Raw genomic sequence first — 18,884 nt, 5'->3', positions numbered from 1 at the left:
TCAACGATCGCGCGGTCGATCCCGAAACCTGCCATTCGTTCAGCCGATGATCTGTCAGCAGCTATTGCGCGGCCTTGCTATTGGCTCTTCGCCTGATCGACGACATCGGCGCGGACCATTGCCACCACATCGCGTACGGCTCGGATCACCAAATCGGGGCGCTTGTCCTGAATGAAATGACCTGAATCCGGCACCAATTCCTGCTGCGACCGCGTTGACCAGCGCGCTTCCTCGGCATGCAGTTCGCGCCAGATCGTTTGCATTTGCGCCGCTTCGGCCGGGGTGAGGCCTGTCGCGGCGAGTATCTCCCTTGGATAGGGTTCCAAGGCCGTCAGTACCACCAGCGGTCGGTCACCCAGAGTGCGCAGCTTGCCCGCCTGCGCGAGAATCGTGTTGAGCGAAGCGAACTCCTTCATCGATCCAGCAATCGTCTGCGGCTGATATGCAGCGCCGATTGTTTTGGTCCGCGCGGAGATCCCCGGGATTTTCAGTTCGGGCGAAATCGCGCGCACCAGCCCGGTCCAGGTCGTCGCGACCAGCACATTTTGTACCCAGGCAGCGTTCGCCGTCGCCTTCTCCATCTTGGGATTGCTCATCCGCGTCGCCTGATCGGGATGCGAGGCATCGACGAACACCACCCCTTTGACCTGTGCGCCATATCTGCGGATGTAATTCATGACATAGGCGCCGCCGAGCGAGTGCCCGACCATCACCAGCGGACTCGTGATCCCGGCGCCGGTCAGCGTCGCATGAAGATCGTCCGCTACCGTCTCGCCGTCCTGCCTGCCGGGGGTCGGATCGCTCCACATCACTCCGGCCCGATCATAGACGCAGGCGCGCGTGGATTGCGCGATCACGTCATGCACTCGATCCCAGCTCAGTGACCCGGTCGGATCGAGTCCGCTCTCGAAGATGACGGTGGGCGATCCCGTACCACGGCAATCGATATGGATTCTGCGCCCGCCGATATCGACCAGCCGTCCTGGTGGTGGATAGTCCCGCGCGGCGCGGTAACGCGCGAGTTGTTCATAGACGACGCCGACGACGAGCGACCCGATCAGCAGTGCGCCGATCCCGATGCCCAGCCGCTTCAGCCAGCGCCATAGTCTTTGCGGCTTGGTGGTCGTACCCATTGGTGGTCTCTCGGTCATTTCGCCGTCCTGATCGGATTACTGTTCGGGCGGCATATCGCGGACGCCCTGCTGATCGTTTCCCGGGCTATCGCTGAAGACTGACGTCCTCTGAATGCGGTGTTCGCGCAAGGGAGGGGGTAGCCCCGCCATCCCTCTCGATTCGCAGCACGGTCTTGGGTCCGATCGCGGCTCGCGCAACGTCACGGTGACTGAACGGTAGGCGGAGCCATTGTTTGCGCGAGTAGAGCCAGGTCTGGTCGGCGAAGAATGGAGATGCCGGATCGGCGCTCTGGGAACTGGCGAGGACCGCGTCGGCGACGGGGCCGCTTGCGTCGAAAGTGACGACCTGGATGTAGGAGTTCGAGGGGTTGACCGGATCGGTGAAGCCAACACCCGGAATGAGCGTGGCAGACAGCGCACTGAACGTCGCCCCTCCATGGAGGGGCACGCGAATGCCATCGCGCACGACGAACTGGACATCGCCGAGGCGCGCCGAGAGAGGAATCTTCGCATCGGTGAGCGCGCGTACTGCCTCCCCGAGCGCCATTGGAACGCGCGCATTATCTGAGTCGAAGTCGCGCGGCGTATCCAGTGGCGAGCGATGGTCGAACGGAACCCGCCACAACGCCGCGTCGCCTGCGAGATCTTCCGCTCCCGGCCTGCGAAGGCGTGCGACGAACATCGAGAAGAGATGGGCGCCCTCGCTGTCGAGGTCGTAGCGACGATTCCATGCCGACAGCGTGCGGCAGGCATCGGCCAGATCGACCCGCGTTCCGTCGCCGAGCGTGACCGCCGACGTCCGGCGGCAAGCCTCGAGCACGCCGGGGACGACAAGGTCGGCCTGCAGGGATGCTCCCTCGAACAGCATTCCTTTCACGATAGCGGGAGTGATGGGGTCGATGCCTGCGACCTGGACATGACCCTGCCGGGTGCGGAAATTGAGCGGCGTCCGTTCCATGCCAATGGCGGGCGAGAACCCCTCCAGCGGATGACGCGGATTTACGAGCCAGTGGCTTGCGTTCGAGTTCTCGACATAGTCCCGCGTAATCAGCCAGGGCTTGGCCGCGGGAGGGAGCGGTGGCGCCGCCATGTCAGGTCGGGCACACGCACTGCGGCTTCCATCAAGAAGCATCAGATAGGTGGCAAGCGGGAAACCGCCTTTCGGACGGCATGTCTCAGCCCTCCCGGCATCAATGTCCGGAGTCACCGAGACGTCGGCATAGAGAGCGTTCCCGTCGCGGTCCGCCGCGATGGTATTGACCCATGGCAGCCCATTGACCTGGTCGAGGACGGCCTTGAGCTCGCCCACCGTCTTGCTTCGCCCGATATCGATCCATTGGTCGAGCAGACGATCGTTGCGACCGTTCGCGTCCGCCAGCGCATAGGCCCGTTCCCGGTTCCAGGGTGTCGCGGGACCGACGACCACGGGGCCGAAGCGGGTCATCCAGAAGTCGTGGCTGAGGGTTGCACGCCGCCCGTCGGGGTCACGCGATGGAAACGAGACCGTGCGCCGCTGCATCGGCTCCGACCGGCCATCGACGAGATAGCGCGTGGGGTCCGCAGGATCGAGCTTTAGTTCGTAGACAACACCCCTCACGTCCGACGAGACGGTGTGAGTCCAGGCGAGCGAAGCATTGAAGCCAATCATGACCACCGGCACGCCAAGTAGCGTGACGCCCATCGCGTCATACTGCCCTGGAATTGTCAGGTGGACCTGCATGAAGCGGTCGGGCCCGTCCCAGAAAAAATGTGGATTGCCGAGTAGCAGTCCACTTCCGCCTGTGCGTTCCCTACCGAAGGCGTAGGCGTTACTGCCCGCAGGGGTCGCTGCGGCGGGTGGCCCTCCTGAAGATGGCGTGTCATCTGGAGCTCGCCCCGGCGGAGCCGCATTGAACATCTCGTTCTGCAGGAGGCCGGAACTCAAAAGGGTCGCGACGCCGAGCGACCGGTTCAGGACATCAGTGGCGGTGATCGGCCCGACCACGCCGCTCTCTCGACATGCCGCTGGCAGCTTGGCGCGAGGAATCTCCCGGACATAGCGATTGAATCCGGCGGCGAACCCTTTCGCCAGCGCGCGCGCTCTTGGGCTCATCTGCCCTCCGGCGGTCGCCGGTACGCCCTCGTCGTTGATCAGGTGGCGCGTCGCGTCGCTGGCATCATTGGTGATCGGCCGTCGCCCCAGGATCCGGACAACGTCCCGCGCCTGCCCCCCGGATTTGGCGCTGCGCCTGCCGGAGAATGTCGCGAACGCATCGGCCAGCCCACAGATGTCGAGCTTCGCTGCGGCGTAGCCATAGCCATAGCCGAGCCCGAAGAAGTCTCGCCCGACGATGTGCGGGATGCCATGCGCGGTCCAGGTAATCTCGACGTTGTTCGCCGCGGAAGTTGCATGCGCCTGACGGGCGCTGCCGGCGGATGCGGTTGCCGCCATCGCGACCAGTCCGAGTATCGGCATCCGACGCCAGGCCCTCAATATTCCAACCCGCTCCGCCATAATCCGCTCCGATCGCCAGTCTTCATTCGAACCTTCGACGTTTCAGGGCCTGAAACCCTCAGCACGCCACGGAACTAGGAACTTGTTGCCGCCGTCGCTTTTTCTCCCCTATTCAGCGGGGCCTGGCCGACGATCGAGGTGGAGAGGCGATGGCGGAACTACCGAAGGATCGATCGGGCTGGCGCGCTCTGCTTCGCCGCATCGCGCGTGCCACCCGCGACCCCGAACGGGCCGAGGACCATCTCCACTCGGCGTTCGTGAAGCTCAGCGAATATGCGCGACGACATCCAGTGGAGAATCCGACGGCCTTCCTCATTCGGACCGCCGTGAACGTGTCCGTCGACGTAAGACGGCGCCATGACAACCGACATGAATTGCAGGTGGGTTTGTTCGATCTCGCCGACGTCCCGAATGATCATCCGTTGCAAGATGAGGTAATTGCCGCCCGCATACGTCTTGAAAGGGTTCAGCGTCTGCTCAAGGAGCTAAGCCCGAGGACCAGTGAGATTTTCATGATGCATCGCGCCGAAGGCATGAAGTATCGCGAGATCGCCGCTCAGCTCGGCATCACGGTGAGCGCTGTCGAGAAACATATTGCGAAAGCCGCACTTCATCTCCTTGAGCACGCCGAAGATTGAGGGCGCATCGCGGTGACAGGTTCGACACGCCAGGAGATCAACGCCCAGGCCGCCGCCTGGCTAGCGCGCCTTCACTCGGAGGATCGCACTCCGGCCGACGTCCAGGGCTTCCAGGTCTGGCTCGCCGAGGACGCGCGCCACCAGGAGACGTTTGAGAGCCTGACGGCTTTGTGGGACGCGTCTGGCGAGGCTGAGGTCCACGCTGCGCGTCCCGCGATCTCGCGACGCGCAATCATTGCGGGCGGATGTGCGGTCGCAATGGCCTCGATCGCTGGCGGGATCATCCTGCTGAACCGCCCTGGAACACAACGCTTCGAGACCGCGATCGGCGAGCAGGAAAGGCTCGTGTTAAGCGACGGGTCGCGCCTTATGCTCGATGCGGACACGCAGGTCGCGGTTTCGATGGGCGAACAGCGCCGCTCGATTAATCTCATCCGGGGACGAGCCAATTTCATTGTCAGCAAGGATCCGCTGCGGCCGTTCGTGGTTGCGGCGGGGTCACGCGAGGTCATTGCGGTTGGCACCGCGTTCGACGTAGCCCGACAAGGAGATTTGGTCTCGGTGACCATGGTGGAAGGCAAGGTGCTGGTGCGGCGCCCGGGTGCCCCGGACGCGGACCGAATGCTGGTGGCCGGAGACCGGCTGCGCATGGCTGAGGCGGCAACCAGCTATGTGGCGGACCGGCCGGAGATTGTGGCGGCCACCGCCTGGCAGACCGGGAGAGCGGTGTTCGACAACGACACGCTCGAGGATGCGGTCACTGAACTCAATCGCTATCAGCCGCGCCAACTGATCATAAGGGATCCGGGAGTGGGAGCGCTTCGAATAAGCGGAAGCTACCAGACTGGAGACTCCGAAGCGTTCGCGCGGTCGATCGCGGAACTGCTTCCCGTCCGGGTCAGCGAGACCGAGCAGGGCATTGTTGTAAGCCGCCGCTGAGCGCAACTGAGGAAAACACCGAGGTCATCCGTCTCCTTTCTTCGCGGCGACAATGCTGCGGGGAGGGGCGATAATGGTATTCAACACCCGTCATTGGAACTGGGCTATCGGAATCTCCGGTATCGCGATCGCGGCGGCCGCCACGCCGGCTGCGGCACAGCAAGGCGCGCACCGCATAGACATTCCGGCGCAGTCGCTCGCCGACTCGCTCCGCCAACTGGCGCGTCAGACCGGCGCGAACATCCTCTTCCGACCCGAGTCCATGCGCGGGCGCGCGGCGCCCGCAGTAAGCGGAACCTTGACGGCTAAGGAGGCCGCCCAGCGCCTGCTGGTGAATTCGGGTCTCTCGGTGAGAATCGACTCCACCGGCGCGCTCATCATTAGCATGGGGAAGGAGACCGGCACGGATTCTGCGCGCGACGAACAGACTGCGGACGCGACAGATACCGCCGACATCGTCGTCACCGCGACGAAGCGGTCGGAGCGTGCCAACGATGTCCCGCAGTCGATCAGCGTACGGACCGGGGAACAGTTCCGGCGCGCGCAGGATGTTCGCTTCACCGACTATCTCAACAAGGTCCCCGGCGTGGACATTGTGTCCTTCGCGCAAGGGAACACGCAGATCATCTTTCGCGGGCTGACCACGGGCGCTGGCCAGCTCAGTTCGACCGTTGCCACCTATGTCGACGAAGTTCCCTATGGCTCCAGCACGATCTTTACCACCGGCGCGACGAACACCCCGGACTTCGATCCGCGCGACCTCGACAGGGTCGAGGTTCTGCGCGGCCCCCAGGGCACGCTCTACGGAGCCGACTCGCTGGGAGGCGTGCTCAAATATGTCACAACGCCTCCGAACCTCTCCCGCATGGAAGGGCGCATCCAGGCGGGCATAGTCGGCGTGGCAGACGGTGGAACGGGCTATGACGTCAGTGGCATGCTCAACGTGCCGATTGTTTCTGACAAGCTTGCGCTACGCATCACGGGCTACAGCCGGCTCGATCCCGGCTATATCGACGATGTTCGGCGAGGTCTGCACGATATCAACGAATCGGACGTCTATGGCGGACGGGCAACGCTGCTCTGGAAGCCCAGCTCCGGCTTGCAAGTCAGGTTGTCGGCCGTCGTGCAGAACCTGAAGACGCGAAATCTCGCGACCGAGGATGTCGACTATTACGCTCTCAAGCCAATCTACGGCGACCTGCGGCAGCAGCGTTTCATCAACTCGCCGATCGATTCCCGTTACCGGCTATACAGCGGCACGGTGAACTGGGACCTGGGCTGGGCCGATCTCATATCGGCGACCAGTTACTCGACTCTCGACTCGGTTAACCTTGGGGATCTCAGCTACACTTATGGCGCCGCCTTCTCGGCCGCCTTCGGCGTGCCGCTTGGCGCGGCATTGGAGCAGCGCATTCACCAGAACAAATTCACCCAGGAGATCCGGCTGCAATCCCCATCGGGTCGGTCGCTCGAATGGCGAGCGGGACTCTACTATACCCGCGAGTACGCGCGCACCGAGCAGCGGTTATTGCCGTTCGATCCCGCCACCGGCGGCTATTACAACCCGCTGACCGGCAAGACGGGGCCAACGGAAGATATCTTCTTCTATCGCGGGCCGTCGCACTACACCGAGATCGCGGGTTTCGGCGACCTCACCTACCATTTCACGCAGAGCTTCGATGTCACGGTGGGAGGCCGCTACAGCAAGAACAATCAGCGCTTCCATGAGATTCAAGCCGGGTTTCTGTTGGGCGGGGCATCCATCGATTTTCGGAACAGGTCGGCCGATGACAGCTGGACCTACCTCATCAATCCGAGATTGAGACTTGCACCCAACATGATTGCCTACAGCCGCATCAGCACGGGCTATCGCCCCGGCGGGCCAAACATCGGGTTACCTGCGGCCAGCAAGCCGCCGACCTTTGGTCCGGACACGGTCACCAGCTACGAAATCGGCACGAAGGGGGATCTCCTCGCCCGTCGGTTGTCGTTCGATGTCGCGGCCTTCCGGATCGACTGGAAGGACATTCAGGTGACCCAGCAGCTCAACGGCTTCATCTACGTCGTGAACGGCCCAAAGGCGCGGAGCCAAGGCGTCGAGGCGACCTTCTCGCTCCGGCCAACGAAGGGACTGAATGTATCGCTAAGTGGCACCTATACGGATGCCGAACTGCGGCAGGATGCGCCAACGTCCATCGGCGGCTTCGCCGGTGAAAGACTACCGAACGTTTCGCGCTGGGCTGGCAATGCCGATGTTGGTTATGAATGGACACTTGGCACCTTGAATGCCTTCGTGGGGGCGAATTACCACTACCAGGGCGACCGCAAGGCGGAATTCGTGCCCACCCCGGCGGGGCCCGTCACGAACCGCGCCACGCTTCCATCTTACAACATACTCGATCTGAGGGCTGGCGTTACGAAGGGCGGATGGTCGCTCAATCTCTTCGCGAAAAACGTCACGAACGAACGCGCTGTGCTTGGCATCGCGCCGCTGGCGAACGCACCAAGTCCCGCCGCCATCGGGCTGATCCCCTATGCCGCCGGCATCCTTCAGCCAAGGACGATTGGAGCCTCAATCTCCGCCTCGTTCTAATGCAACATTTGAAGCGGGTCATGGTGGCGGTGGGCTGTCGATGAGATCAGAAGAGCACGTCGAGAAGCCGGTAATAGTGCAGGCGCGCCCGGTCGACCGGACCGCCATAGCGCGCGAGAAATGGTCGGACGAAGGAGGCTCCGAGATTGAACTCGATGCTCCAGGCGGCCAGCGCCAGATCCTGATGCCGATCGGCCACGCCGGGACGGCCGCAATCGATGAAGCCGGTGAAGCGCCCATGTTCGGCCATCAGGTTGGGCATGCTGGCGTCTCCGTGCGCGACCACGAGGTCTTCCGTGGCGGGACGTAGTGCAAGCGCCTCTTCGAGGACACTCGCTGCAGTCCGTCCAAGCCGTTCGTCGTCCATGTCCTCCTCGTCCACGCGCCCGGCTGCGACATTGGCCTCGGCCTGAGCGAGCTTGGCGGCGAGCCGCTGATCGAACGGGCAGAGCGCGACGTCGAGCGCATGGAGCTCGCGCAGCGCATCTGCAGCAATCTCGGCGATCTGCAACGGGGAAAGATCGGGGGAACTGGCGAGGTCACGGCCCGGCACTTCGGACATCAGCAGCCACAGGCGCCCGTCCTCTTCCGCCTCGGCTTCGACGCTCGGCGCAAGCTGGGACTGGCCGGTGAGCCAACGCAGCCTGTCGATCTCTCCCGGAAGCTCGGCAAAGGGGCTGATCGGTTCGGATTTCACGAACAAGGGGGGCAAGCCTTCGCCGGTCAGGCGAAACACCTCTGCTTCCGAACAGCCAATGGTCTGAGCGTGCCATGCATACCCCTGCAGCCGGTGGCTCCAAGCACGCGACATCGGACGTATTGCATCCGCTACGGACGGCGTATCTTGGAGCGGCGACATGGGGTTCCGGGGTTCTGAGCCGGCTGCCAAATAGGTTCCGATCCATCGCCCTTCAAGCCTGGGGTGCTTGTGCCAGAGATACTCGGCGACTGACCGCAACGCGCCCCAATCGCGGTCCCTCCCTTCGGAACGATAGCCGCCCAAAGCGGACAAATTCCTATCGTAGGAAGAATTCGACCGGTACCGATAGGTCGAGCGGATCCGGCCGGTCGTCAGGGATTGCCGGTAATGGCTGTGCGCGGCGGATCGTCGCCAGCGCTGCGCGATCGAGTTCGGGAATGCCCGATGAACGGATCAGCGCGACCTCCAGCACGCGTCCCGCCCGGTTCATGCGAAACCGGACATGCGCAACGCCCTGATCCCTGCGCGCCCGTGATGTCGCGGGATAGCGCCGATGCCTTTCGAGATGCGCGAGCAGCTTCGCCTCCCAGCTTACGGGCTGATCGCTCGATACGCTGCTCGCAGGCGGGGCGGGGTGCGATTTGGGCGCTGTGGTCTCGGGTATCGGATCGACTTGGGCCAAGGATTCCGCCGGCGGTTGGGTGGGTGACGGCGGGGGTGCGAGTTGAGGGACGATGACCGGAATTTCCGGCAGTTCCGCCTTCACGGGCTTGCGGGCCGCCTGTTCCACCTGTGCCGGCCCTTCGGGCACCTCATGGACTGGTTCGGGCGGAGCGGCGAGGGGAAGGAGTTCCATGACAAGCGGCGCGGGTTTGGCGGTGGGTAGAGCGGCAATGTTCCAGGACACCAGCGCCGCAGCGACCATCGTCAGCAGCACCATTGTCGCGCCGCCCGCACCTGACGCGCGGATGCGCCAGCCGAGGGGTCGGTCACTGTATCGCGAGGTGGCAGGATCCGGTGCGGGGATCGGCGGCATGGGATAGGTTTCGGCCGACAACGCACCCGGAGTGGAGGGGACGTCCCTCGAAACGATATTGGCGAGCGTCATCACGCGTCTGTCCCTTCGCTCGCCGGTGCCGCTTGCCGGACGATCCAGAATGCAGAGCCGGCCAGCGCCGCGCGCTCGGGCGCCTCAGGCAAATGCGAGGTCGGCATGGCGTTGTACCTGAGCAAAGGCCGCTTTCGCACCCGCGACCACTTGTGCCTCCTCAGCATCGGACAGCGTCACGGCGTCGAGTGCTGCCGTGAAAGTGCGCCAGTGCGCCGCCGGTCCTTCGGGCGCAGGCGCCAGGTGCCGGGCACCATGGGTATCGGAAAGGTCGAGCTTAGCCGCGGCCTTGCGCAGCAGCGCTGCCCCCATGCTCGATCCCTCGGCGACGTAGAGCCAGCCAAGCGCGGCAGGGATCTTCACCGCGCCGGGGATAAAGGCCGGGTGCTCGGTTGCGGGAAGCCCGCGTCCGAGGTCGGCAAGATCCGTCTCGATCAGCTCGAGCCGGCACCGTGCCGCCAACCCGGGCAGCAATGTCGACAGCGCCGGATCGGCATAGATCGCAGCGATGTCGCGATGGAACCGGTATTGGACTTCGACGAACCGGACATAGCCGGGCAGCGTATCGAATGAGGCCGCAGCCATGATCGAGCGGTCGAGCGTCTCATGCACCTCGTGGGTGAGTTGCTTGAGACGCCTTGCGCGCGAAGGTTCGGAAGCGCAGGTCATGCAATCTCCATCAGAAGCGGAAGCCGATGCCGAGGCGGATGGCGTGAAATTCGGCGCTGTTGCGCGCGCGGCGGCCATTGACGCTGTCATAGGTGCCGGGGCGCTTCTCATACGCCCAGAGCGTCCCCGTCGCCGGGTTGATCGCCGGGAGGCCGGTCACCGGATCGGTGTAGATATACTGGCGGAGGATCTGCGGAATGCCCACGCCGGCGCGGGCATCGTCGAAGCGGAACTCGCTCTCGCCGAAGCGGCTGTAGCTGTAGCTGCCCCGTAGCGACCAGCTGTCGCCCAGCGCGATTTCCATGCCTGCTCCCGCGGTCCAGCCCTTGCGTGTCGCGCTGTCGGTTTCGGAGAAGGTCGCGGCCGAAGTGGAACCATAGGGATTGTTTGGGCGGATATTCTGGGGGTCGGCGAGATCGCGATATTGCGTGCGGGTCTGATTTTCCTTCAGCAGGGCGAGGCCGCCGGTCACGAAGAGCAGCGCGCGACCGGTCGCATAGCCGATCCTGCCGCGCAGGCTGGCCATCCAGTCGAAATCGTAATGCGTATCGGCTTGGTTGCGGATGTCGCACACGCCGAGCGTGCGGCACGAATAGGGGATCAGAAGCTCTGTCGACACGGCATATTGCCGCTTGGACGCGCGGGTCAGATCGAAATCGCCTTCCACACCGAACACCAGTGCGCCGTTCGTCTGCCAGTTATAGCCGGCAAAGGCGCCTGCGGTGGCGCCGTTGAGGCGCGTCCGCGCGGATTCGGTCGCCGGGATGCCGCCAGCCGTGCCATTACCCGCGGTCGTGGCGCCCCTGGTGCCGAGGAAGGCATGCCCGGCCTGAAGTCCGGCATAGGGGCCGGACCAGTCGCCATTGAATTCGGGCAGGATCGAATTGGCTTCAAGCGCCCCCGCTGCCATATGCCGCGCCTCTGCGGAGCGCGTGCGCTTGGGGCCGCCAAAGCCCGCCGTAATTCCGAGCCGGACGGTGCGTCCCGGCGACGGCATCAGCCCCAGCGTCAGCGCGTCCATATAATAGCGGTCGGTCAGGTTATCGACGGCGAGATTGAGCTTCAGTTGGGGGGCGATCACGAAGCTGCCGTACAGGTCGAATAGGTCATACGGCGTCCATTCGACCGTGGACAGGCTGCCGCCCCAGGTGATGACCGGGGCGTCGCGCGATCCGACATGCGTGTAGCGCGCGCCGAGTTCCAGCCGCTCGTCGAACGCGCGCACCCCGGCATTGACGGTCGCGCTGAACTTGGGCGTCAGGTGCGCGGGGACATAGCTGTTCACCGTGCCGCCCTCGCGGCACAGGCCGTCCATCGCGCAGAATTCGCGGAACGTGTACCAGGTCGCGCCCGCGTCAAGGAAGAAGCCGCCGCTGTCGTAGCGCAGCGAGCCCTCGATCCCCTGGAAGCGGGCGCTCTCGATATTGACCACCGAGGTCAGCCCGTCGCTGATGCCGCGCGTGAGATAGTCGTCGATGTCGTTAGTGAAATAGGCGAGCTTGGCCTGCAGCAGGTCGTCGCGGGCGATCAGCGACGCTTGCTGGAGGTTGATGCCCAGCTCGGTCGTGCGCGCGCGTTCGGGCCGCACCGGATTGCGCGGATCGGGGAAGAACGAGAAGCCGGTGGTGGATTCGAACAGGCTTGGATTGCGGATCGCCTCGGCATAGCGGGCATAGAATTGCAACCCGGACAGCGGCTCGATCAGGAGTGCGAGGATCGGCGCCAACCCGGCATTCTTCTCGTGATTATAGCCGGTCGCGCGCGTGCCCGAACCGGTCGAGATGTCGACCAGGTTGTTGTCGTGCGATTCGGTGTTGGTGTAGCGCAGCGCGGCGTCGAAGGTGACCCAGGCGTTCGGCTTCCACTGCGCCGCGATGAACGCGCTATACTCGTCGCGCCAGCCGTCGCGCGGTTCGACGAATGCGGTGTAGCCCGAGTTGCTCTTATAGTCTTTCCAGCCCTTGGGCGGGGTCAGGCGCTCGCGGGTGTAGGATGCGCCGTAATTCAGTTCGACCCGGCCGAACCCGCCCTCGATCGCGGACAGGTTGGACAGGTTGACGCCCCAGCGGTCCGACTGGCTCTGATAGGCGGCGTCGTCGATCCGCACCGTGCCATCGGGGAACATGTAGCGATAGAGCGTCTCGATGCTGGTGAAGTTGCTGGTCGCCCAGAGATCGGCCTTGAAGTTGACGAGGTCGTTGTCCGCCGGATCCCAGCGGAAGCGCGCGGTATAGGTATCCACCTCGGTCCGGCTCAGCGGCGCCTGCATTGCCCCGCCGAACCGCAGGATCTGCGACGGCATCATCTCGCCGAAATCGCTCTCATAGCGCATGTAGGAAAGATCGAGCCCCATGCCGTCGCCGAAGCGCCAGACGCCGCGTAGCAGCATGGAGGTGTTGTCCTGCGAGGTGCTGAGTGCCTCCTCGCCGAGATTGTAGCGGTGGAGCACGCCGCCGGTGACGCTGATGCCGCCGGGCGGAACGGTGCCGTGCTCGCCGCCGAAATAATTGCCGGTCTTGCGCCGCGCGACTGCGCCGACCAGCTCGAAATCGCCGACCCGTCCCGCTGCCGCGACGCTGAGGTTGAAGCCGTTGAGTTCGAGCAGGCCAGGGCGGTCGAACCGCTCGCGCGTACCGTTGCCGGTGCCGAGCGTGGCAGTCGCGGGCGGATCGACATTGTTGCCGGTAAGGCCGCCGCGCAGTTGGATGCCGAAGGTCCCGCCGGGCGCGATCAGATCCTTCGCTCCGACGGTCTCGACGCGGACCAGCCCGCCGGTCGCGCCGACGCCGTCGGCCGATGCGCTCGGCCCCTTCTCGATCGTCACTTCGCCGATCAGGTCGGGGTCGAGATAGGTGCGCCCGGCGACGCCGGAATAGCCGCGATAGACGGTCGATTGTTGAAGCGACCCGTCGATGACTACAGGCACGCGATCCATGCCCTGCATGCCGCGGATATTGACGTCGAGCGCGCCTGAATTGCGGTTGTCGCCATTGAGCACGCCGGGGATACCGGACAGGAAGTCGCCGGGCGATGTGCCGCGAAAACGCTCGATCTGCTCCTGCCCGCGATAGGCGGTCGATTGCGCCCCGCGGAAATTGCGATCGGCCGGAGCAAAATCCGGGATTCCGCCGGCGCGCGGTAACGCGCTGCCGCCGCCGGCCGCGCCCTCGACGCGCAGCGTGCCGAGCTGGATCGTTCCCGCGGTCGCCTGCGGCGCGCGCTCGAGGATCGCCGATGTTGGCGCGGTGAACCGATAGGTGAGGCCGGTGCCCTCGAGCAGGCGGCTCAGCGCCGAAGCTGCGGGCAGGCGGCCGCGCACCGTGGCAGTGCGGATCGCGGTGCCGTCGATCCCGCTCCACGACACCTGCACGCCCGACTGGCGAGCGAACAGGCGTAGCGCGTCATCAAGCGTACCTGCCGGAATATCGAAATCGCGTGCGGAAGAAGTCGCGGTGCCGCCATCCTGCGCAAAGGCTGCGGTTGCGGGCAGCAGCGTGAACAGGCTGACACCGCACAGGCAGCGAACGGCACTGGAAAGCGCGGAATGCGAACGAAGCATGATTCCCCCTGGTTCGGCGGCGCCACACAATGCGGCGCCGGTTAATGCACTTGAGATGCATTTGCATCTTTGTCGCATGAAAGACCGATGCCGGTGGTGAATGCCCAACCCCGGGGCGTATTATTTTTCAGCGAATGATGATGGTTCCGGCGGGGAGGCGGGTGAGCCGGAGGCCCGCGCCCGCGGCAAGCGCAGCAAGCGCGTCGTCAGGGCGATCGGTGCGGAACACCGCGCTGACCGGCTTCGCCGTGTCGAGGTTGGCGAGGACGAGGACGGGCCCGGTGCGATAGCGTTTCACTTCGGCGATCGCTTCGGCCAGGGGCTGACGGTCGATCAGCAACTCGCCGTGACGCCAGGCGGCAACGCGATCGGTCCGCACCGTCGCGATCCGCGCAGCCGTGCCGTCGGCGTACCTGACGCGATCGCCCGCTCCGAGGCGAAGCGCCGCTCCGCCCTCGGTTCCAGCGACACGCACGGCGCCCTCGCTCACGGCGACCTCCACTGCATCCGTATCCTCACGCGCGACTTCGAATGCCGTGCTGATATCCTCAGTCATGCCGCCCGCCGCAATAACGCGGAACGGCCGCGTGTCGCCGTGCGAGACGTTGAACCAAGCACGACCGCGTAACAGCGTCACGCGTCGTTCGCCGCTCCGGTAGTCAACCGCGATGGCCGAACGGCTGTCGAGCACCGCCGTCGACCCGTCGGCAAGCGTGACGGTACGGATCGCACCGGTCCCCGTCATGTGATCCGCTTGCAGGCGTAGCGCGAGATCCGGCCCGGCCAGCGCGAGTGCGAGGCATGCGACCGCGGCACCCGCAGCGGCGCGCTTGCCGAACTGGGCGCGCCATCGGCCGGCGATTCGCCGCCGTCCACGCCGTGCGGGTGGTGCGATGACGGTCTGTTCGGCAAAGAGGCCGCGATGCAATTCCAGGTCCTGCCAGAAGGCACGCTCGCGTTCGAACGCGAACGCATGGGCGGTATCGGTGAGCCAGTGCCGGATCGCGCGCAGATCGGCGTTTCCGGCCTTTCCGGAAGCGAGTAGCAGCACATAGTCGCGCGCGCGTGCGTTGACCGCATCTTCATTGTCCTGGGATTGCTTCATCGGTGTCTCTCCACAACGATGACTATTCGTGCGTGCAAATGCCCAACCTCCGGATGCGTATCTTCGTCATTCTCCATCACGTGCCGCCGCAAGCAACCGCATCGCCCGTCGCATATGCTTCTCGACTGTAGTGGTCGAAACGCCCAGCCGTTCGGCGACGGCCCGCTGCGAGAGGCCTTCATAGCGATGGAGTTCGAAGATGCGCCGCGTCCGCTCGGGCAACGCGCGGGCCGCGGCCTCCACTCGTACCAGCGTGTCGCCGGCGATCATCACTCGGTCCGCCGCCAATATTTCATCACAGCCCCAGAGCAATGCCTGCGCCTCGATGTCGACCTGCGATCTCCGCGTTTCGCTCTTCAGATGGTCGATCGCGAGGTTTGCGGCCAGCCTGTAGAGATAGGCGCGCGGGTTGGCGATCGGGGGAACGTCCGCGATTCGTTGTGCACGCAGCCACAGGCTCTGCGTCACATCCTCGGCGTTGGCTCCGCTTCCCACGATGCGCTGGACGAAACGGAGCAGCGACGGCCGCTCGGCGACGATCAGCCTTGAAATAGCGCGCGCATTGGTCGGCATGCCGAGCACCTAGAGATATTGCGATCTATTCGCAATAAGGCGCCGTGCCTCGGTGCGCGGACGCTGCCCCCGGGGGGCGAGCTTCCTAACCCCTCCACCGGATATCGGGCCGAGTGCTGGATAATGCGAAATCGTTCGCAGACTTCGCCCGCGCCGGACGAACCACGCTTGCACTAACGCCCTTGAGATAATAATGATAATTAGTTGCAATATGGAAGATTGCTCGTGGACAATGCTGATGCCCTTGGCATCCATGCTCGACTCGTGCTTCGGTCTGCGCGTTCCTGGCACCAGGCGAGGTTGCAGGAGCGCCCGCTGCAAGCAGCGTTATTCCGGCTTCTCGCACCGTCGAACCTCGCCATTCTCGCGCCGGTGTTCGACAGTCTCCTGCGGCTATTCGAGATCGCGCTCGGTCGCCCCATGATCGGAGGTGGGCTGGATCATGAGAGCGCGGACGAACACCTGCTGCTGTCGTTGCTCGCTGGCGCGAGGACGAGAGCAGCTTGTCTGTCCTGCAATCCCGCTGCCGCCCGCAACCTCCACTGCGCGGTCTGCTCGGTGCGGATCATGCTCAACCTGGCATCGCGAGACTGGCCGCTCACCGAGGACGTTGGGGCGAGGTCCGGAGCAATTGCGGGTGGCGATCTTCCATTTTGAATGTGCGGGTCGGAGATGCGAAAATTGAAGAACACGCCGAGGATCCTCCGGTTCATCGGAGTCCTAGTTGCAGGATCGGGTTTCGGGCTGGCGCTGATGAACCTGTGGCTCCGCATTGTTTGGATCGACGGTGCACGTCCCATCGCGGCGATTTCGGGAATCGCGCTTGCTGGCGCGCTGCTATGGTGGTGGCCCACCGACAAGGACGTTCTCGATTGGCTCTTTGGCGAAGCGGACAAGCACTAGACAGCGGACTTGGCGCGAACGCTTCCGTAGCTACCGATCATGGAACCACACTCGGCATGCTTGGCATACGGGAAGCCCGCTGATCGAAGGGAGTGCGCGTGACAAGGGATTTTCTTGCCGTTCGGAGTGCGGGCGCGGCCGGGATTCTCGGCGCCATCCTTTGGACCTTGGGCGATGCACTGCTTCTGGGCGCGCATGCAGCGCCCGGTACGTACCAACTGCTGCTCGGCACCTATACGGACCAGATACCGTTCAATGGCCTTGATCGCATGCTGCCTTCCTCCGAACAGCGGTTGGCGGCGGGAGCGCTGGTCGCAGATGTCGGGATAGTTTTCTATCTCGCCGGATGTTGGCACTTGCTTCAGGGTCTGCGTCCGGCGGGAAGGGCCTGGTCCTGGACGATCTTCGCGCTATTCGTCTGCGGCAACGCGTGGTCGCCATTGGGCCATGCCGGCTTCTATTATGTTGCGATGGTCTACAAGACCATGCTTGCGATGCCGCCAGAGGCGCATCCCGCGATGCTCGGCCTGGGTGCGCAGTTCGACACGGTGCTGCGCGTCGCCTGGTTGCTGCCGGTAGCCACGCTCGGACTGGCGCTTCTCGGGCTTGGCGCTGCGATCATGTTGGGCATGACGGCCTGGCCGCGTTGGTTTGCGCTGATCGCGAATCCGGTATCGCTGGTCGGCATCGGGACCGGACTTGCGTTCGTAGCGCCCGAACCAGTTGCGACTTGGCTGGCCGGCGCGGCCTTCAACCTCGGTTTCCTGGTCCTCTATGTGGTTTCGACCGCGCTGCTCTGGAACGGTGCGGTCCAACCCATTAGTGCCGCAAGGCCCAACTGCGACGGGTGAACCACAGGATCATGGCTGCTTTGAAAGAGGGCCATCGGCTGTTGGGGTGCAGCCTGGGCACGTTGCGCTCTTAGAGCCTGTTTCGAGCCATGTCGTGCCCGTTCGCGCGGGCCTGGATTATGGGCTCAGCGGCGCGAGAGCAAAGCTCCGAGTTCGTGTGGATCGAGCTATCCGGCCGAGAGCAATCCGTGGGCGAGCAAGCCCAGACGGCGCACTCCATCCGCGATCCGCTCGTCCCAGCCATGTCCGGCGCTCAGGCGGAGGCAATTCCTGAACCGCCGGCTGGCCGAGAACACGTCGCCGGGCGCGAAACAGATGCCTTGTTCGAGCGCCTGGTCGAAGAGCGCGCGTGAATCGAAAGGCTTCGGCAATTCGAGCCACAGAACAAAACCACCGGAAGGACGACTCATCTTCGTTTCCGGCGGAAAACTTGCCTCGATCCCATCTGCCATGCTCGCGAGCGTTCCCTGCAGCAACTGGCGGACACGGCGCAGATGGGCGTCATAGCCGCCGCTCGCGAGAAATTCGGCGAGCGCGACCTGTGGCAGGACAGCGCCGCACAGGCTGAAGGCAAGCTTGCGCTCCATCACCTCGTGGGAGCGGCCGCCCGCCGCGATCCAGCCAATCCGGTAGCCGGGCGCCAGGCTCTTCGAGAACGAGCTGCAATAGATCGTATTGGCACCCCCATCGAGCGCGATGAATGGCTTAGGCCGCTCCAGGCCGAAATAGAGATCGCCATAGACATCGTCCTCGATGAGCGGGATGTCATGCCGTTGCAGGAGATCGAGCAGCGCCCGCTTGTCGGCTTCGGCCATCATCGAGCCGAGCGGATTGTTGAAGCTTGAGGCAATGGCAAACGCAGCCACCCGCTCCGTTTCGAGAAGGCGGCCAACCGCGGGAACATCGATGCCGCGGACGGGACCTTGCTCGAAAGCTCCCGGCTATATTCGCCAGCCATGACGCGCTTGATGCTCTTCATGACGTTGGAGGGCAGGCTGCCGTCGTTATCGAACTGCTCGGCGCAATAGTGTATATTGATGCCACGCTCGCGACAGATGAACTCGTAGTAGGCGCTCTCGTCGGCGTCCTGAAAGCGGCCCCACCGGCTGATATCGTATACGAGCACAGCCTCGTAGTCCGCCTCGCCGCTCTGCACGTCCGATATTAGACGCCGGAGCGAGTCCCGCCCTGCGATGTTGAGACCGCTGCGCCCCTCGTCTGCGTAGCTGCGGACGATCTCGAAGTTCCGGCGCGCGGCGTAGCTGGCGATGACCTCGGCTTGGTTCTCGGTCGAGTAACGCTGATGATCCGTCGACATCCGCACATATTGCGCGGCACGCGTCGGTGCTGACTGTTCTGGATCCACGCGCACTTCGATCCCCGAACTCTGCCGCCATACTTTAATAGCGGCGTGATAAACAATCGATCTTCTATTGGAAGGAGGTCGGAATGTCGTTTTCGTGGGAACACCGAAATCTTCGCGCCGATAATGGAAACGGATTTCCCATTGACGTGCGCCCCTGGAATGTGACCGATTTTGAGTAGAGTCCGACGCAAAGGAGTCGGACGAGAATGAAGCGCAGCAGGTTCAGCGAAGAGCAGATCATCGCGATCTTGAA

At 64.0% G+C, this 18,884-nt stretch carries 17 protein-coding genes; 6 read left to right on the top strand and 11 right to left on the bottom strand.

All coding sequences use genetic code 11. The features are described from left to right. Positions 1-77: 77 nt before the first annotated feature. Positions 78-1,133 (bottom strand): alpha/beta fold hydrolase, encoded by a 1,056-nt coding sequence (locus FFS08_RS22185; protein WP_171012770.1) that lies wholly within the window; start codon positions 1,131-1,133, stop codon positions 78-80. An 85-nt stretch (positions 1,134-1,218) separates the two neighbouring features. Then, positions 1,219-3,564, bottom strand: a complete 2,346-nt coding sequence (locus FFS08_RS22180; RefSeq protein WP_171012769.1) for a penicillin acylase family protein — start codon at positions 3,562-3,564, stop codon at positions 1,219-1,221. 212 nt (positions 3,565-3,776) lie between these two features. Between FFS08_RS22180 and FFS08_RS22175 the strand changes: the two genes are divergently transcribed. The 3 genes from FFS08_RS22175 to FFS08_RS22165 all read left to right on the top strand — a co-directional run bounded on the left by FFS08_RS22175 (position 3,777) and on the right by FFS08_RS22165 (position 7,797). Continuing rightward, positions 3,777-4,265 carry an RNA polymerase sigma factor gene (locus FFS08_RS22175; protein WP_137864657.1) on the top strand — a complete coding sequence of 163 codons (489 nt, stop codon included), beginning with the start codon at positions 3,777-3,779 and terminating at the stop codon, positions 4,263-4,265. A gap of 12 nt (positions 4,266-4,277) precedes the next feature. Then, positions 4,278-5,204 (top strand): FecR family protein, encoded by a 927-nt coding sequence (locus FFS08_RS22170; RefSeq protein WP_137864656.1) that lies wholly within the window; start codon positions 4,278-4,280, stop codon positions 5,202-5,204. Positions 5,205-5,277: 73 nt separating this feature from the next. Beyond that, complete coding sequence (locus FFS08_RS22165) at positions 5,278-7,797, top strand: TonB-dependent receptor (protein WP_171012768.1); 2,520 nt, start codon at positions 5,278-5,280, stop codon at positions 7,795-7,797. 46 nt (positions 7,798-7,843) lie between these two features. Here the strand turns inward: FFS08_RS22165 and FFS08_RS22160 are convergent, their stop codons facing one another. The 6 genes from FFS08_RS22160 to FFS08_RS22135 form a co-directional block, all read right to left on the bottom strand. Then, positions 7,844-8,608 carry an APH(3') family aminoglycoside O-phosphotransferase gene (locus tag FFS08_RS22160; RefSeq protein WP_171012773.1) on the bottom strand — a complete coding sequence of 255 codons (765 nt, stop codon included), beginning with the start codon at positions 8,606-8,608 and terminating at the stop codon, positions 7,844-7,846. A gap of 205 nt (positions 8,609-8,813) precedes the next feature. Further along, positions 8,814-9,605, bottom strand: a complete 792-nt coding sequence (locus FFS08_RS22155; RefSeq protein ID WP_137864653.1) for an energy transducer TonB family protein — start codon at positions 9,603-9,605, stop codon at positions 8,814-8,816. A gap of 84 nt (positions 9,606-9,689) precedes the next feature. Continuing rightward, positions 9,690-10,274: a biliverdin-producing heme oxygenase gene (locus FFS08_RS22150; RefSeq protein WP_137864652.1), complete on the bottom strand. Its 585-nt coding sequence runs from the start codon at positions 10,272-10,274 to the stop codon at positions 9,690-9,692. Between the two features lie 10 nt (positions 10,275-10,284). Continuing rightward, positions 10,285-13,833, bottom strand: a complete 3,549-nt coding sequence (locus FFS08_RS22145) for a TonB-dependent receptor domain-containing protein (protein ID WP_171012767.1) — start codon at positions 13,831-13,833, stop codon at positions 10,285-10,287. Positions 13,834-13,960: 127 nt separating this feature from the next. Then, positions 13,961-14,938 (bottom strand): FecR family protein, encoded by a 978-nt coding sequence (locus FFS08_RS22140; RefSeq protein ID WP_137864650.1) that lies wholly within the window; start codon positions 14,936-14,938, stop codon positions 13,961-13,963. A 66-nt stretch (positions 14,939-15,004) separates the two neighbouring features. Next, positions 15,005-15,511 (bottom strand): RNA polymerase sigma factor, encoded by a 507-nt coding sequence (locus FFS08_RS22135; RefSeq protein ID WP_137864649.1) that lies wholly within the window; start codon positions 15,509-15,511, stop codon positions 15,005-15,007. 225 nt (positions 15,512-15,736) lie between these two features. On the opposite strand from FFS08_RS22135, the gene FFS08_RS22130 reads away from it, so the two are divergent. The 3 genes from FFS08_RS22130 (at position 15,737) to FFS08_RS22120 (ending at position 17,265) form a co-directional block, all read left to right on the top strand. Next, a complete protein-coding gene (locus FFS08_RS22130; RefSeq protein WP_137864648.1) occupies positions 15,737-16,168 on the top strand; it encodes a hypothetical protein in 432 nt (143 codons plus the stop codon). Between the two features lie 24 nt (positions 16,169-16,192). Then, a complete protein-coding gene (locus FFS08_RS22125) occupies positions 16,193-16,414 on the top strand; it encodes a hypothetical protein (protein WP_137864647.1) in 222 nt (73 codons plus the stop codon). A 98-nt stretch (positions 16,415-16,512) separates the two neighbouring features. Beyond that, positions 16,513-17,265: a DUF6796 family protein gene (locus FFS08_RS22120; RefSeq protein WP_249341257.1), complete on the top strand. Its 753-nt coding sequence runs from the start codon at positions 16,513-16,515 to the stop codon at positions 17,263-17,265. 167 nt (positions 17,266-17,432) lie between these two features. Here FFS08_RS22120 and FFS08_RS22115 read toward each other — a convergent pair whose 3' ends face one another. The 3 genes from FFS08_RS22115 to FFS08_RS23880 all read right to left on the bottom strand — a co-directional run. Next, the gene (locus tag FFS08_RS22115; protein ID WP_249341256.1) at positions 17,433-18,131 is read right to left on the bottom strand and encodes an aminotransferase-like domain-containing protein; all 699 of its coding nucleotides are present in this window, start codon (positions 18,129-18,131) and stop codon (positions 17,433-17,435) included. Beyond that, positions 18,080-18,631, bottom strand: coding sequence for a recombinase family protein (locus tag FFS08_RS22110; protein ID WP_349304138.1), 552 nt, complete (start codon positions 18,629-18,631; stop codon positions 18,080-18,082). Before FFS08_RS22110 ends, FFS08_RS22115 begins: the two co-directional genes overlap by 52 nt. 64 nt (positions 18,632-18,695) lie before the next feature. Next, positions 18,696-18,884: hypothetical protein (locus FFS08_RS23880; RefSeq protein ID WP_212742064.1), on the bottom strand; the 189-nt coding region annotated here is incomplete at its 5' end.

Source organism: Sphingomonas sp. 1F27F7B (assembly GCF_005503355.1).
In the GTDB taxonomy this organism is placed as follows: Bacteria; Pseudomonadota; Alphaproteobacteria; order Sphingomonadales; family Sphingomonadaceae; genus Sphingomonas.
Note: the sequence above shows the minus strand (reverse complement) of the source record. Positions and strands in the feature narration are given on the sequence as shown.